Annotated in this window: 13 protein-coding genes; 4 read left to right on the top strand and 9 right to left on the bottom strand. The window is 72.1% G+C overall.

Features of this window, described 5'->3' with window-relative positions; all coding sequences use genetic code 11:
* Window positions 1–58: 58 nt before the first annotated feature.
* Both ACFVTR_RS05315 and ACFVTR_RS05310 read right to left on the bottom strand, forming a co-directional pair.
* The gene (locus ACFVTR_RS05315; RefSeq protein WP_387035415.1) at window positions 59–322 is read right to left on the bottom strand and encodes a hypothetical protein; all 264 of its coding nucleotides are present in this window, start codon (window positions 320–322) and stop codon (window positions 59–61) included.
* Window positions 319–483, bottom strand: coding sequence for a hypothetical protein (locus tag ACFVTR_RS05310; protein WP_387035413.1), 165 nt, complete (start codon window positions 481–483; stop codon window positions 319–321). Before ACFVTR_RS05310 ends, ACFVTR_RS05315 begins: the two co-directional genes overlap by 4 nt.
* 136 nt (window positions 484–619) lie before the next feature.
* On the opposite strand from ACFVTR_RS05310, the gene ACFVTR_RS05305 reads away from it, so the two are divergent.
* On the top strand, window positions 620–1,687 hold the full coding sequence (locus ACFVTR_RS05305) for an ATP-dependent DNA ligase (RefSeq protein WP_387035411.1): 1,068 nt from the start codon (window positions 620–622) through the stop codon (window positions 1,685–1,687).
* Between the two features lie 27 nt (window positions 1,688–1,714).
* Here the strand turns inward: ACFVTR_RS05305 and ACFVTR_RS05300 are convergent, their stop codons facing one another.
* Complete coding sequence (locus ACFVTR_RS05300; protein ID WP_387035409.1) at window positions 1,715–2,230, bottom strand: Lrp/AsnC family transcriptional regulator; 516 nt, start codon at window positions 2,228–2,230, stop codon at window positions 1,715–1,717.
* Window positions 2,231–2,390: 160 nt separating this feature from the next.
* On the opposite strand from ACFVTR_RS05300, the gene ald reads away from it, so the two are divergent.
* Window positions 2,391–3,488 (top strand): alanine dehydrogenase, encoded by a 1,098-nt coding sequence (gene ald / locus ACFVTR_RS05295; protein ID WP_387035408.1) that lies wholly within the window; start codon window positions 2,391–2,393, stop codon window positions 3,486–3,488.
* A 193-nt stretch (window positions 3,489–3,681) separates the two neighbouring features.
* Here the strand turns inward: ald and ACFVTR_RS05290 are convergent, their stop codons facing one another.
* The 3 genes from ACFVTR_RS05290 to ACFVTR_RS05280 all read right to left on the bottom strand — a co-directional run bounded on the left by ACFVTR_RS05290 (window position 3,682) and on the right by ACFVTR_RS05280 (window position 6,114).
* Window positions 3,682–4,023, bottom strand: coding sequence for a metal-sensitive transcriptional regulator (locus tag ACFVTR_RS05290; protein ID WP_387035407.1), 342 nt, complete (start codon window positions 4,021–4,023; stop codon window positions 3,682–3,684).
* On the bottom strand, window positions 4,020–4,328 hold the full coding sequence (locus tag ACFVTR_RS05285) for a rhodanese-like domain-containing protein (protein ID WP_376944569.1): 309 nt from the start codon (window positions 4,326–4,328) through the stop codon (window positions 4,020–4,022). The genes ACFVTR_RS05290 and ACFVTR_RS05285 overlap by 4 nt, the downstream gene beginning before the upstream one ends.
* Window positions 4,329–4,401: 73 nt before the next feature.
* Entirely contained in the window at window positions 4,402–6,114 is a 1,713-nt protein-coding gene (locus ACFVTR_RS05280) for an FAD-dependent oxidoreductase (RefSeq protein WP_387035405.1), read from the bottom strand.
* 95 nt (window positions 6,115–6,209) lie between these two features.
* Here ACFVTR_RS05280 and ACFVTR_RS05275 point away from each other — a divergent pair, with 95 nt between their 5' ends.
* A complete protein-coding gene (locus ACFVTR_RS05275) occupies window positions 6,210–9,983 on the top strand; it encodes an AAA family ATPase (protein ID WP_387035404.1) in 3,774 nt (1,257 codons plus the stop codon).
* 332 nt (window positions 9,984–10,315) lie between these two features.
* Here the strand turns inward: ACFVTR_RS05275 and mscL are convergent, their stop codons facing one another.
* From mscL to ACFVTR_RS05260, 3 genes are read right to left on the bottom strand one after another with little or no spacing between them, the layout of a single operon-like run.
* The gene (gene mscL / locus ACFVTR_RS05270; RefSeq protein ID WP_387035402.1) at window positions 10,316–10,753 is read right to left on the bottom strand and encodes a large conductance mechanosensitive channel protein MscL; all 438 of its coding nucleotides are present in this window, start codon (window positions 10,751–10,753) and stop codon (window positions 10,316–10,318) included.
* Between the two features lie 50 nt (window positions 10,754–10,803).
* The gene (locus ACFVTR_RS05265; RefSeq protein ID WP_387035400.1) at window positions 10,804–11,112 is read right to left on the bottom strand and encodes an FmdB family zinc ribbon protein; all 309 of its coding nucleotides are present in this window, start codon (window positions 11,110–11,112) and stop codon (window positions 10,804–10,806) included.
* A gap of 34 nt (window positions 11,113–11,146) precedes the next feature.
* Window positions 11,147–11,725 (bottom strand): 5-formyltetrahydrofolate cyclo-ligase, encoded by a 579-nt coding sequence (locus tag ACFVTR_RS05260; RefSeq protein WP_387035399.1) that lies wholly within the window; start codon window positions 11,723–11,725, stop codon window positions 11,147–11,149.
* A 79-nt stretch (window positions 11,726–11,804) separates the two neighbouring features.
* On the opposite strand from ACFVTR_RS05260, the gene ACFVTR_RS05255 reads away from it, so the two are divergent.
* A partial coding sequence (locus ACFVTR_RS05255) for a UTP--glucose-1-phosphate uridylyltransferase (RefSeq protein ID WP_387035397.1) occupies window positions 11,805–12,265 on the top strand: 461 nt, incomplete at its 3' end.

Raw genomic sequence — 12,265 nt, 5'->3', positions numbered from 1 at the left:
CCGCGGGGATCGCGGCCCGTCCTCCTGGTTGCGCCGTGCGCCGTCTCGGCGGGGCCGCTCAGTTCCAGTCGACGGCGTGGGCCCAGCCGGCGATGTACGCGCGTTCGTTCTCGTCGAGACGGACGGGTGTACGCGGCATCCCCGCTTCGGACTCGCAGAGCTCGAGGATGCGCCGCACCACGACCATTCGGAGCGGGGCGTGGAGGTCCTCGAGGATCTCCCACCGGAGGGGGCCCTCGAGCATCGGCCACCAGACGCCGACCGGGGGCAGGGCCGTGGTGAAGCGCGGCGGGCGCGAGGGACGATCGATGGTCGAACTCATCGGACGCCCTCCTCGGAGATCCTGCCGGTCACGGGATCGCGGACCACGACGCGTTCGTCGGCGTCGGCGTCCTCCTCGGCCTGCTGATGCTGTTCGGCTGCCCGGAGCGCGGCCTCCTGCTCGTCCTGGGCGCCGGGTTCGTCGGATCGCACGTCACTCATGGAGACTCCTCGCACCGTCGGGCCCCGTCGGCCCCGGCAGTTCCGACGCTACGCGCGGCGCGCGGCGGACGCGAGGGATTGACCCGCCTGCGCTCCGGTGCTACCGCCGCGGGGCGCGGAGGTGCAGGATGGTCGGATGGACCTCCCGGTGATGCCGCCAGTGCCGCCCATGCTCGCCAAGTCGGTGAAGGAGATCCCCGACACGGGCCACGTCGAACCCAAATGGGACGGGTTCCGCACGATCGTGTTCAAGGACGGCGACGAGATCGAGCTCGGCAGCCGCAACGAGCGGCCGATGACCCGCTACTTCCCCGAGCTCGTGGCCTCGCTCCGCGAGAACCTTCCGGCGCGATGCGTCGTCGACGGCGAGATCATCATCGCGACCGACGGGCGGCTCGACTTCGAGGCCCTGCAGCAGCGGATCCATCCCGCCGACAGCCGGGTGCGGATGCTCGCGGAGCGCACCCCGGCCGCCTTCGTGGGCTTCGACCTGCTCGCCTCCGGCGACGACGACCTCATGGCCCGGCCGTTCTCCGAGCGGCGGGCGCGTCTCGTCGAGGCGCTCGCCGAGGCATCCGACCCGATCTTCACGACCCCCGCGACGAGCGACCCGGCCGTCGCACGCGACTGGTTCACGCGCTTCGAGGGGGCGGGTCTCGACGGCGTCGTCGCGAAGCCGCTCGACGGCGCGTACCTCCCCGACAAGCGGGCGATGTTCAAGATCAAGCACGAGCGCACGGCCGACTGCGTCGTCGCCGGGTACCGGTGGCACAAGTCGGGCGACGTCGTCGGCTCGCTGCTGCTCGGCCTCTACGGCGACGACGGTCGGCTGCAGCACGTGGGTGTGGTGGCCGCGTTCTCGATGGCGCGGCGGGCGAGTCTCGTCGCCGAACTCGAGCCGCTCGTCGCCACCGACCTCGCCGCGCACCCCTGGGGCGAATGGGCCGACGAGTCGGCGCAGCAGGGCGGCCGGATGCCGGGCGCGGTGAGCCGGTGGAACGCCGGCAAGAACCTCTCGTTCGTCCCGCTCCGGCCCGAGCTCGTCGTCGAGGTCGCCTACGACCACATGGAGGGCGATCGCTTCCGCCACACGGCGCAGTTCCGCAGGTGGCGCCCCGACCGCACCCCCGAGAGCTGCACCTACGCCCAGCTCGAGGCGCCCGACGGACTCGACCTCGCCGAGATCCTGCCCCTGCGGGGGTGAGCCGCGAGGCCCTGCCGCCGGGCCGCGTCAGAGCACGGTGCGCAGGCCGGCCGGCATCGCCGTGTGGTGCTCGAACACGAGGTTCGTCTCGGTGAGGGCGACCGCGGGGTTCGCCGAGAGGTTCTTGAGCACGAACTGGCGCACGTGGTCGCTGTCGCGAACGCGCACGTGGATGAGGAAGTCCTCGGAGCCGCCGAGGAAGAAGAGCTGCGCGACCTCGGGCTGGGTGCGGAGCTCATCGGAGATCTGCTCCATCAGGTGACGGGCACCGGGCCGGATGCGCACGCTGACGAGCGCCTGCAGGTGGTAGCCGAGCGCGGCAGGGGAGATCTCGGCGGTGTAGCGCACGATGACGCCGCGCTCGCGGAGCGAGCGCACCCGGGCGAGGCAGGTCGAGGGCGAGACGCCGACGGAGCGCGCGAGATCGACGTTCGGGATGCGCGCGTTCTCGTGCAGGAGCGCGATGATCTGCCGGTCGACGGCGTCGAGCACCACGGGCGCGGGCTCGACGCCCGGGGCGCTGATCTGCGGTGCATCCGCCATCGGAACCCTCGCTTTCGCATGAATGAATCGGAGATCCCGATTCTACCGAATCATCCACGGTTGATCTTTCAGGATGACGAACAAGCGGCGATGATATTCGCATCCATCCACATTCCATTCGGTCGACTGTGCTGTCGGCCGAGAGCTGTTCGGAGTAATCATGCGTATCGGCGTGCCCGCTGAGATCAAGAACAACGAATTCCGCGTCGCGATGAACCCCGCGGGCGTCCACGCGCTCACGCAGCGCGGCCACTCGGTCGTCATCGAGTCGGGTGCCGGCGTCGGTGCCGGCTACACCGACGCCGAGTACGTCGAGGCGGGCGCCGGCATCGTCGCCACCGCCGCCGAGGCGTGGTCGGCCGAGCTCGTGCTGAAGGTCAAGGAGCCCGTCGCGAGCGAGTACGGCTACCTCCGCGACGACCTCACGCTCTTCACGTACCTCCACCTCGCGGCCGACCTGCCGCTGACGAAGGCCATCCTCGACTCCGGTGTCACGGCGATCGCCTACGAGACCGTGCAGCTGGCCGACCGCTCGCTGCCGCTGCTCACCCCCATGAGCGAGGTCGCTGGGCGCCTCGCCCCCCAGGTCGGCGCCGCCGAGCTCCACGCCTCCAAGGGCGGTCGCGGCGTGCTCCTCGCGGGCGTGCCCGGAACGGCCCCCGCGAACGTCGTCGTCATCGGCGGCGGCGTCGCCGGCGAGCAGGCCGCGGCGACCGCGCTCGGCCTCGGCGCCGACGTCACCGTCTTCGACATCTCGCTGCCGAAGCTGCGCGAGATCGACGGCCGCTACCACGGCCGCATCAAGACGATGTCCTCCTCCTCGTACGAGATCGCCCGCGCGCTGAAGACCGCCGACCTCGTCGTCGGCGCCGTGCTCATCCCGGGTGCGGCCGCGCCGAAGGTCGTGACCGACGAGATGGTCGCGACGATGAAGCCGGGCGCCGTGCTCGTCGACATCGCCATCGACCAGGGCGGCTGCTTCGAGGGCTCGCGCCCGACGACGCACGCCGAGCCGACCTTCAAGGTCCACGACGCGATCTACTACTGCGTCGCGAACATGCCCGGTGCGGTGCCCGCGACGTCGGCGCCCGCCCTCATCAACGCGACCCTGCCGTACGCGCTGAAGATCGCCGACCTCGGCTGGGAGGCGGCGCTCGCGGGCGACGCCGCGCTCGCCAAGGGACTCAACGCGACCGGCGGCAAGCTCACCTACGAGCCCGTCGCCGCCGCCCACGGCCTCGAGTACACGGCTCGCTGAGCCGGCGCGGGGCGCGCATCGCGCCCCGCCGAGCTTCACCCCTCGCAGCCGATCGACCGCCACTGCACAGGCGGTCGCGGGGGGTGCGGAAACGTCGCGCTGGGCGTGCTCCCGCTGCCCAGCGCGACCGGATGCCCCGCCCACGACTCGTGGGCGGGGCATCCGTCATTCTGCGTCGGAGACGAGCCGCGGATCAGGCGAGGCTGAGGAAGAGCCGCTCGAGCTCCTCGACGTCGGGCTTCGACGCGGCCCCGCGCTCGGCGGGGGCGCCGCCGGTCGCCTCCTGCTCGTCGGCGAGGCACTCGCGCAGCGCGGAGGAGATGATCGCGAAGCCGGCACGGTCGAGGGCGCTCGAGACGGCCGCGAGCCGGGTGACCACGGTGCGGCAGTCGGCGCCAGATTCGACGGCTTCGATGACGGCGCCGAGCTGGCCCCGTGCGCGCTTCAGGCGGTTCGCGATGCGGCGCTGCTCGGCGAGGCGCCCGGCGTCGGTCTCGGACACGATCGCCCCGGCGGCCTCGCCCGGGCCGCTCATTCCGTCCCGCCCGTCTCGACCGGGAGTCCGGCGCGGTACCACTGCAGGATGCCGCCGTCGATGTTCACCGCGTCGACGCCCTGCTGCTCGAGGTAGACCACGGCCTGGGCGCTGCGTCCGCCGACGTGGCACATGACGTACACGGTGCGGTCGCGGGGGACCTCGTCGAGGCGCGCGACGAGTTCGCCGAGCGGGATGTGGTGGGCGCCGTCGACGCGCGCCTGGGCGAGCTCCTCGGGCTCGCGGACGTCGATGATGTACGGGTCGTCGGCGGCGTGCACTTCGGTGGGGGAGAGGGACTGCATCGGTGGGGCCTCGTTTCTGTCTTCAGATCGGATGGTCGGGGGTCGGCGTGGGGTGATCGTCGGAGGGCGGGCCTCAGGCGGCGGCCGCCCGGTCGCGGTCGGATGCCTCGCCGGTCGCGAGCTCGCGGGCGCGCATGCCGTCGCGCCAGGTGAGGAAGCCGCCGTCGAGGTTGACGACGTCGTGGCCGAGCGAGGCGAGGAGGCGCGCCGCGGTGTGGGCGCCCTGGCCGACCCGGCACTGCACGACCACCCGGCGGCCGGCGAACTCGGTGTGCGTCTCGCGCAGCCGCTCCACGGGCAGCCAGCGCGCCCCGGGGATGCTCCCCTCGGCCAGCTGGGCCTCCGCGCGCACGTCGAGCAGCACGGCACCCTCCTCGAGCACCGCGTCGAGCTCGTGCCACTGGACGACCCGGTCGATGCCCGTCGCGAGATTCTCGGCGACGTAACCCAACTGGTTCACCGGATCCTTCGCCTGGCCGAACTGCGGGGCGTAGGCGAGCTCGAGCTCGGCGAGCGAGGAGGCGGTCATCCCGGCGCCCATCGCCGTGGCGAGGACGTCGATGCGCTTGTCGACGCCGTCGGTGCCGACGGCCTGGGCGCCGAGGATCAGGTCGCTCGCCGCGTCGACGACGAGCTTCAGCGACATCGGCGAGGCGCCGGGGTAGTAGCCGGCGTGCGAGAGCGGGTGGGAGTGGATGACGCGAACGGCGCGACCCCGGTCGCGGGCGGTGCGCTCGGTCCATCCGACGCTCGCGACCGTGAGCCCGGCGACGTCGATGATCGCGGTGCCGAGCGCGGGGCGGGCGGAGGCGGCGCGTCCGGCGATGGCGTCGGCCGCGGCCCGCCCGTGGCGGTTCGCGAGGCCGGCGAGCGGCACGAGGCGGGGGCCGCCGTCGACGGCGTCGCGCTGTTCGACGGCGTCGCCGACGGCGAAGATCGCGGGGTCGCTCGTGCGGTGCGAGCGGTCGACGACGATGCCGCCGCTCGGCCCGATGGCGAGGCCGGCCGCGGCGGCGAGTCCCGTCTCGGGCACGACGCCCATCGCCGCGACGACGAGGTCGGCGGCGAGGCGGGTGCCGTCGTCGAGCCGCACGTGGTCGGCCGCGACGTGGTCGACGGTGCGGCCGAGCCGCAGGGCGACCCCGTGCGCGACGAGGTGGTCGGCGACGGGTGCCGCCATCTCCTCGTCGAGCGAGCCGAGCACCTGCCCGCCGCGCTGCACGAGGGTCGTCGCGAGCCCCCGGCGGGCGAGGTTGTCGGCCATCTCGAGGCCGATGTAGCCGCCGCCGATGACGACGGCATCGCCGGCGGGCGCGTCGTCGAGGCGATCCATGATGCGGTCGAGGTCGTCGAGGGTGCGCAGCGTGTGGAGCGGGGCGCCGGTCGCGACGTCGCGCGGGCGGCGCGGCGCCGCGCCAGGCGCGAGCACGAGCTCGTCGTAGTGCAGCGTGTCGACGACCCCGCTCGCGAGGGAACGCACCGCGACGGTCCGCGCTTCCCGGTCGATCGCGATCGCCTCGTGCCGCACGCGCACGTCGAGTCGGAACCGGTCGGCGAGCCGCTCGGGCGTCTGCAACGAGAGGGCGTCGCGCTCGGCGATGACGCCCGACACGTGGTACGGCAGGCCGCAGTTCGCGAAGGAGACCGCGGAGCTGCGTTCGACGACGATGATCTCTCGTTCCTCGTCGAGGCGGCGCAGGCGGGTGGCTGCGGACATGCCTCCGGCGACGCCGCCGATGACGACGGTGACGCGCGGTGCACGGGGGGAGGAGTGGTGCGGGAGCATCCGACGAAGCTAGCACAATACCCTGGGGGTATCGAATGAGTGCCCGATGCGGCGATGCTCCGAGGAAATCGCGCGTTTCGTCTTAGTGTGTCGGTGTGCAGCGGCTCGATCGGAACGACGACGCCGAGGACGAGATCCTCGGCGAGGAGACCGATGCCGCAGCCGACGACCTCACCCCGGACCACATGCAACAGGACATCACGAGCCCCAACGGCGTCAGCCTCGGCGATCCCGAACTCGTCGCCGGCAACGTCGCCGAGCCCAGCTGGCGACGCTGGAGCGCCGAACTCGCCTCGGTCGGCGGTCGCTCACCGCTCGTGCGGTTCGTCGACACGCCGCGCACCCGCATCGAGCTCTCGACCACGCATCCCGGCGGGCTGCCCCAGTTCATCACCGGCAAGTCGACGCTGCTCTCGAGCCTCATCCGAGACGAACTCGCGCTCCGCAACGCACGACTCGCGGCCGCCGAGATCACCCAGAAGGGGATCGAGCTCCGGAGCGTCCGCGGCATCGAGTCGGTCCACCTCGCGATCGGCCTGGCCTCGTGGCGCAACGACGGCGAGGAGTACCTCGCGCCGGTGCTCCTGCGTCCGCTCGCCATCCGCCGGTACGGCCGCGACTTCGAGCTCAAGCTCAAGGGCCAGCCGTTCCTGAACCCCGCGCTCGCGCGCGAACTCCGCGAGCAGTTCCAGATCACCCTCGACGCCGAGGCGTTCGTCGCGCTCGCGATCACCAACGGCGCGTTCAAGCCGCAGCCCGTCATCGACCGGCTGCGGGGCCTCACGAGCCATCTCCCGTGGTTCCAGGTCGCACCGCGACTCGTCGTCTCCTCCTTCGCCGAGGTGGGCCCCGAGATGGCGGCGGATGCCTCGCGGCTCGAGCACCCCGTCATCGACGCCCTCGCCGGCAACCCGGCGGCCCGGGCCTCGGTCGCCGCCGCACGCGATGAGCCCGCGCGCCCCGTCTCGCAGGACGAGCGGCCGCCGTCGACCGACACCCTCCTCCTCGACGCCGACCCCGAACAGGAGCAGGTCGTCGCCGAGATCGAGGCCGGTGCCTCCGTGGTCGTGAAGACGCTGCCGGGCACCGGCGGCACGCAGACGGTCGTCAACGCCATCGGCGCCCTCGTCGCGAAGGACAAGCGCGTGCTCGTCGTCGGTTCGCGCCGGGCGAGCCTCGACGGCATCGCCCACCGCCTCGGCCAGATCGGGCTCGGCGGTGCCGCCGTCACGACCGCGGGCCTCCGGCGCGAGCTGATCCAGTCGATCTCGCGCAACGAGAAGGCCGAGCGCCCGCGCGTGGCCGACGTCGACGACGCCCTCGTGCGGCTGCGCAAGGTGCTGCTCGACTACCGCACGGCGCTCACGCGACGCGACCCCGAGCTCAAGGTCTCGGTGCTCGACGCGCTCGGCGAGCTCGCCCGGCTCGCCCTCGTGCCCACCCCGCCCTCGACGACGGCGAGGCTCGACCACGCCGCACTCGTCGCCCTCTCGAGCGGGCGCGGCGACGTCGCACGCGAGCTCGCCCGGGCCGCCGAGCTCGGCGAGTTCCGCTACGGTCCCGGAGACTCGCCCTGGTACGGCGCCTCCTTCGCGACCTCGGCCGAGGCGACGAACGCCCACGAGCTCGCGAAGCGCCTGAGCAGTGTCGAGGTGCCCCGGCTCCTCGAGCGCGGTCGCGCGCTCATCGCGCAGACCCGTCTCCGCGACTTCGAGTCGATCGCCGAGCTCGGTGTCTTCCTCCGGCTCCTCCTCGACGTTCGCGAGACGCTCGACCGGTTCCAGCCGTCGGTCTACGATCGCCCCCTCGGCGAGCTGATCACGGCGACGGCGCCGCGACGCGAGTCGCCCGGCATGTCGGGCGCGAACCGCCGCAGGCTCCGCAGGCACGCCCTCGAGTACGTGCGCCCCGGGGTGCACATCACCGACCTCAACGCGGCGCTCCGTGGCATCCAGCAGCAGCGCACGCTGTGGCAGCGCTACTCGGACGCCGGCGCGATCCCGGGCGTCCCGGTCGGCCTCGACGACGTGCACGTCGCGTTCCAGCACGTCGCGACCGACCTCACCACCCTCGACGCACCGCTCGACGTCGTCGGCACGCCGCGTCAGCTCGCCGCGCGTCCGATCCGCGAACTCGTCGCGACGCTCGCGGGGCTCGCCGCCGACTCCGAGGTGCTCGCGAACCTGCAGGAGCGCACCGCGATCCTCGGGCGCCTGCGCGACCTCGGTCTCGACCCGCTCCTGCTCGATCTCGCACGTCGCCACGTGCCCGAGCCGGCCGTCGCCGGCGAGCTCGAGCTCGCCTGGTGGCAGTCGGTGCTCGAGCAGGTGCTCGCGAGCGAGAAGGCGCTCCTCGGCGCGAACACGACCGTGCTCGACCGGCTCGAGGGCGACTTCCGGCTCGTCGACGAGGCGCACGCCTCGGCCGCCGGGCCGCTGCTCGCGTGGCGGCTGGCCGAGAACTGGAAGGTCGCGCTCGTCGACCACCCCGACGAGGCCGGCAGGCTCAAGCGGATGCTCCGCGGTGATCGGGTCCGCGTGGGCGCGCTCCAGTCGGAGGTCCCGAACCTCTTCCGCGTGCTCGCGCCCGTGTGGCTCGCCTCGCCCTACGAGGTCGCCGGGATCGACGAGCGGATCCAGTTCGACACCGTGCTCCTCGTCGATGCCGGTGCGACGACGATCGCCGAGAACCTCGGCGCGATCCGCCGTGCGAAGCAGGTGGTCGCCTTCGGCGACCCGGTCACCCAGACGCCGACCCTCTTCGAGACGGGCATCGACGACGGCGACCAGCCGGTCGAGGCCGACCACGGCGTCGACGCCCTCCACGCCGACTCCGCGCTCGCGCGCCTCGGCGAGCTCCTGCCGACCCTCACGCTCACGCGCAGCTACCGTGCGGGCGGCGAAGACCTTGCCGAGCTCGTCAACCGCCGCTTCTACGCCGGGCGCATCGTCTCGATGCCCTGGGCCGGCAGCTTCCTCGGCCATGGCAGTCTCGGGCTCCACTACGTCGCGGGCAACGGGCTCCCCGATGCCGTCACCGGAACGGTCGAATCGATCGACTCCGAGGTCGCGAAGGTCGTCGAGCTCGTGATGGAGCACGCGGTCAAGCGCCCCCGCGAGTCGCTCATGGTCATCACCGCGAGCACCCGCCACGCGGCGCGAGTGCACCAGGCCGTGCTCGCGGCGTTCGCCAAGCGCACCGACCTCTCCGCCTTCATCCTGAAGGACCGGGCCGAACCCTTCACGGTGCTGACGCTCGAGCAGGCCGTCGCGCAGAGTCGCGACCGCGTGATCTTCTCCATCGGCTACGGCCGCACCCCGCATGGGCGCCTGCTCTCGAACTTCGGCTCGCTGGGCGAGCCCGGCGGCGACCGCCTGCTCGCGGTCGGCATGACGCGCGCACGGCGTTCGATGGACCTCGTCTCGGCGTTCCGGCCGGAGGACATCGACGAGTCGAGGCAGAGCCACGGCGTGCTCGCCCTGGCGAACGTGCTCACGCAGACCGAGGAGCGTGCCGCCGACCAGGGTGAGGCAGACCCGCCCGGGCCGATGCTCCGCGACCTCGGCGCCCGGCTCGAGCGCCGCGGCATCCGGGTGAGCGTCGGTCACCGCGGGCGGCTCGCCCTCGCGGCGGCCCACGCGGGCAAGGCCGTGGTCGTCGAGACCGACGACGCCTTCGCGGGGCAGAGCCTGCGCGAGTCGCTGCGACTGCGCCCCGATGTGCTGCGCCGGCTCGGCTGGCACTACCTCCGGGTGCACAGTTTCGAGCTCTTCGGCAACCCCGATGCCGTGGCCGCGCGCGTCGCGGCCCTGCTCGGAAAGCCCGACCCGGCCGTCGCCGAGGGCGACGTGCCGCCGCGCGCGCCGTGAGCGACGAGCAGGAGCACGAGTCCACTCCGCGTCAGCGCGTCGAGCGCGCGCCGGGCCGTGCGCGTCGGGCACGGCTCACTCCGGCGCCGGGATCCGACCCGTCGCCCGAGGCACCCGTCGAACGCGAAGAGCCGCGCGCGGAACCCGACTCCGCGTCGTCGGCCGTGCGGAAGCCCTCGCCTGACGACGAGCGGCTCACGCGCGACCGTCCGCCGCACTGGCGGCGCGACTGACCGGTCCCGCCCGCTCGCGGCCTGCGACGACGAACCGCCCGGCAGGGCCGCGTACGCGGCCGCCGGGCGGCGCAGGTCGTTCGTGCGGTGCCCGTCGGGCTAGTCGCCCGCGTGGCGTCCCGTTGCGGTGCCGCCGGCCGCCGGACCCTGCTCGGCGAGGAGGTCGCGAATCTGCGCGAGCACGGTGAGCTCGGTCTCGGGCTCCTCGGGATCGGGCTGCCCGGCCTTGCGCTTCTGCTCGGCGCGCTCCTTGAAGTGGTTCATCGGCATGACGAACACGAAGTAGACGACGGCCGCGACGGCGACGAACGAGATGATCGCGCCGATGATCGCGCCGAACTGGAACTTCGACGTGCCGATGGTGACGACGAGCGCCTCGTCGAGGCTCTCCGCCTTGAACAGCAGCCCGATGAGCGGGTTGATGAGATTCGCGACGATCGAGTTCACGACGGCGGTGAACGCGGCACCGATGACGACCGCGACGGCGAGGTCGATGACGTTGCCCCGCATGATGAATTCCTTGAAGCCCTTGATCACGGCTTCCCCCCTCCGGAGTCGATTCGGACGGGCACCACGCTAGCCGAGCCTCAGGACGAAGCCGAGGCGCCCCCGCCGCTCGACGCGGGCTTCGACGACGACGAGCTCGAGCCCGACGACGACGAGGAGCTCGAGCTCGACGACGAGGCATCCGACTTGCCCGACGCGCCGCCGGAGCCGCCCGCCCGCGAATCGGTGCGGTAGAAGCCCGAGCCGTTGAAGGTCACGCCGATGGTGTTGAAGAGCTTGCGCAGCTTGCCTCCGCACACCTCGCACACCGTCAGCGTGTCGTCGGTGAACGCCTGGTGGATGTCGAAGGCGTTGTCGCACTCGGTGCAGCGGTAGGAATACGTGGGCATGGAACTCTCCGGTCGTGGAGACCGGCCGATCCGGTCAGAAGGCGATGATGCGGGTGGGGGTCACGACGCCGTTCACCGGCTGGTCGTGCACCTCGCGCGGCACGTGCTCGACGAACTCGCTGTCGAAGACCACGGCGTACACCGGTGGACATTTTCCCATCGATCCGAGGGTCTTGTCGAAATAGCCCCGGCCCCAGCCGAGCCGCATGCCGCTCGCGTCGATCGCGGCGGCCGGGATGAGGATGAGGTCGACGTCGTTGATCGCCATCGGGCCGAGGAGTTCGCCGACGGCCTCGGGCGTCCCGTGGAGGCCCACCGTCTCGGTCGACTCCTCGCCCACGGTCCAGTCGAGCAGTCCGTCCTCGCGGGTGACCGGGAAGAGCACCCGGATGCCCCGCGCCTCGGCCCAGTTCACGAACGGCCTCGTGTCGGGCTCGGACGGCATCGACAGGTAGCACGAGATCGAGTCCGCCTCGGTCGTGCCGATGAGCTCTTCGAGCCGCGCCGTGAAGCCCTCGGTCGCGAGTCCGCGTTCATGCGCCGTCATGTTCCTGCGGCGTTCGCGGAGCTCGGCGCGCAGGATGCGCTTCTGGACGTCCGGATCCTCGGGCATGGCACACATCCTAGGCCGCGGCCCTGCGGAGGGGCAGCCGGGGCGGGTCCGGGAGGGGCGAACGGCTACGCTTGAGGCCATGAATCAACGGATCACGAAGGCGGTCATTCCTGCGGCTGGGTTGGGGACGCGGTTCCTGCCGGCGACGAAGGCGATGCCGAAGGAGATGCTGCCGGTGGTCGACAAGCCGGCGATCCAGTACGTGGTCGAGGAGGCGGTTGCCGCGGGGCTGACGGACGTGTTGATGATCACGGGTCGGAACAAGAACGCGTTGGAGAATCACTTCGACCGGGTGGCCGAGTTGGAGGCGACCCTGGAGCGCAAGGGTGATACCGCGAAGCTCGAGAAGGTGAACGAGTCGACCGAGCTGGCCGATATGCACTACGTCCGTCAGGGCGACCCGCTCGGGCTCGGGCATGCGGTGCATCGGGCGCACATGCATGTGGGCGATGAGCCGTTCGCGGTGCTGCTGGGTGATGACATCATCGACGCGCGGGACGAGTTGTTGACGCGGATGCTGGACGAGCAGGTCAAGCGGGA

Origin of the sequence: Agromyces sp. NPDC058126, assembly GCF_042884595.1 — a bacterium.
Classification (GTDB): Bacteria; Actinomycetota; Actinomycetes; order Actinomycetales; family Microbacteriaceae; genus Agromyces.
The sequence above is the reverse complement of the archived record's forward strand: the minus strand, read 5'-3'. Positions and strand labels throughout refer to the sequence as shown.

What these genes read in the sequence shown, in the direction of transcription:
- ACFVTR_RS05310 (WP_387035413.1), bottom strand. Translation starts at nt 483, where the DNA reads ATGAGTGACGTGCGATCCGACGAACCCGGCGCCCAGGACGAGCAGGAG.
- ACFVTR_RS05285 (WP_376944569.1), bottom strand. Translation starts at nt 4,328, where the DNA reads ATGCAGTCCCTCTCCCCCACCGAAGTGCACGCCGCCGACGACCCGTAC.
- ACFVTR_RS05280 (WP_387035405.1), bottom strand. Translation starts at nt 6,114, where the DNA reads ATGCTCCCGCACCACTCCTCCCCCCGTGCACCGCGCGTCACCGTCGTC.
- ACFVTR_RS05315 (WP_387035415.1), bottom strand. Translation starts at nt 322, where the DNA reads ATGAGTTCGACCATCGATCGTCCCTCGCGCCCGCCGCGCTTCACCACG.
- ACFVTR_RS05290 (WP_387035407.1), bottom strand. Translation starts at nt 4,023, where the DNA reads ATGAGCGGCCCGGGCGAGGCCGCCGGGGCGATCGTGTCCGAGACCGAC.
- ACFVTR_RS05305 (WP_387035411.1), top strand. Translation starts at nt 620, where the DNA reads ATGGACCTCCCGGTGATGCCGCCAGTGCCGCCCATGCTCGCCAAGTCG.
- ald (WP_387035408.1), top strand. Translation starts at nt 2,391, where the DNA reads ATGCGTATCGGCGTGCCCGCTGAGATCAAGAACAACGAATTCCGCGTC.
- ACFVTR_RS05260 (WP_387035399.1), bottom strand. Translation starts at nt 11,725, where the DNA reads ATGCCCGAGGATCCGGACGTCCAGAAGCGCATCCTGCGCGCCGAGCTC.
- ACFVTR_RS05300 (WP_387035409.1), bottom strand. Translation starts at nt 2,230, where the DNA reads ATGGCGGATGCACCGCAGATCAGCGCCCCGGGCGTCGAGCCCGCGCCC.
- ACFVTR_RS05265 (WP_387035400.1), bottom strand. Translation starts at nt 11,112, where the DNA reads ATGCCCACGTATTCCTACCGCTGCACCGAGTGCGACAACGCCTTCGAC.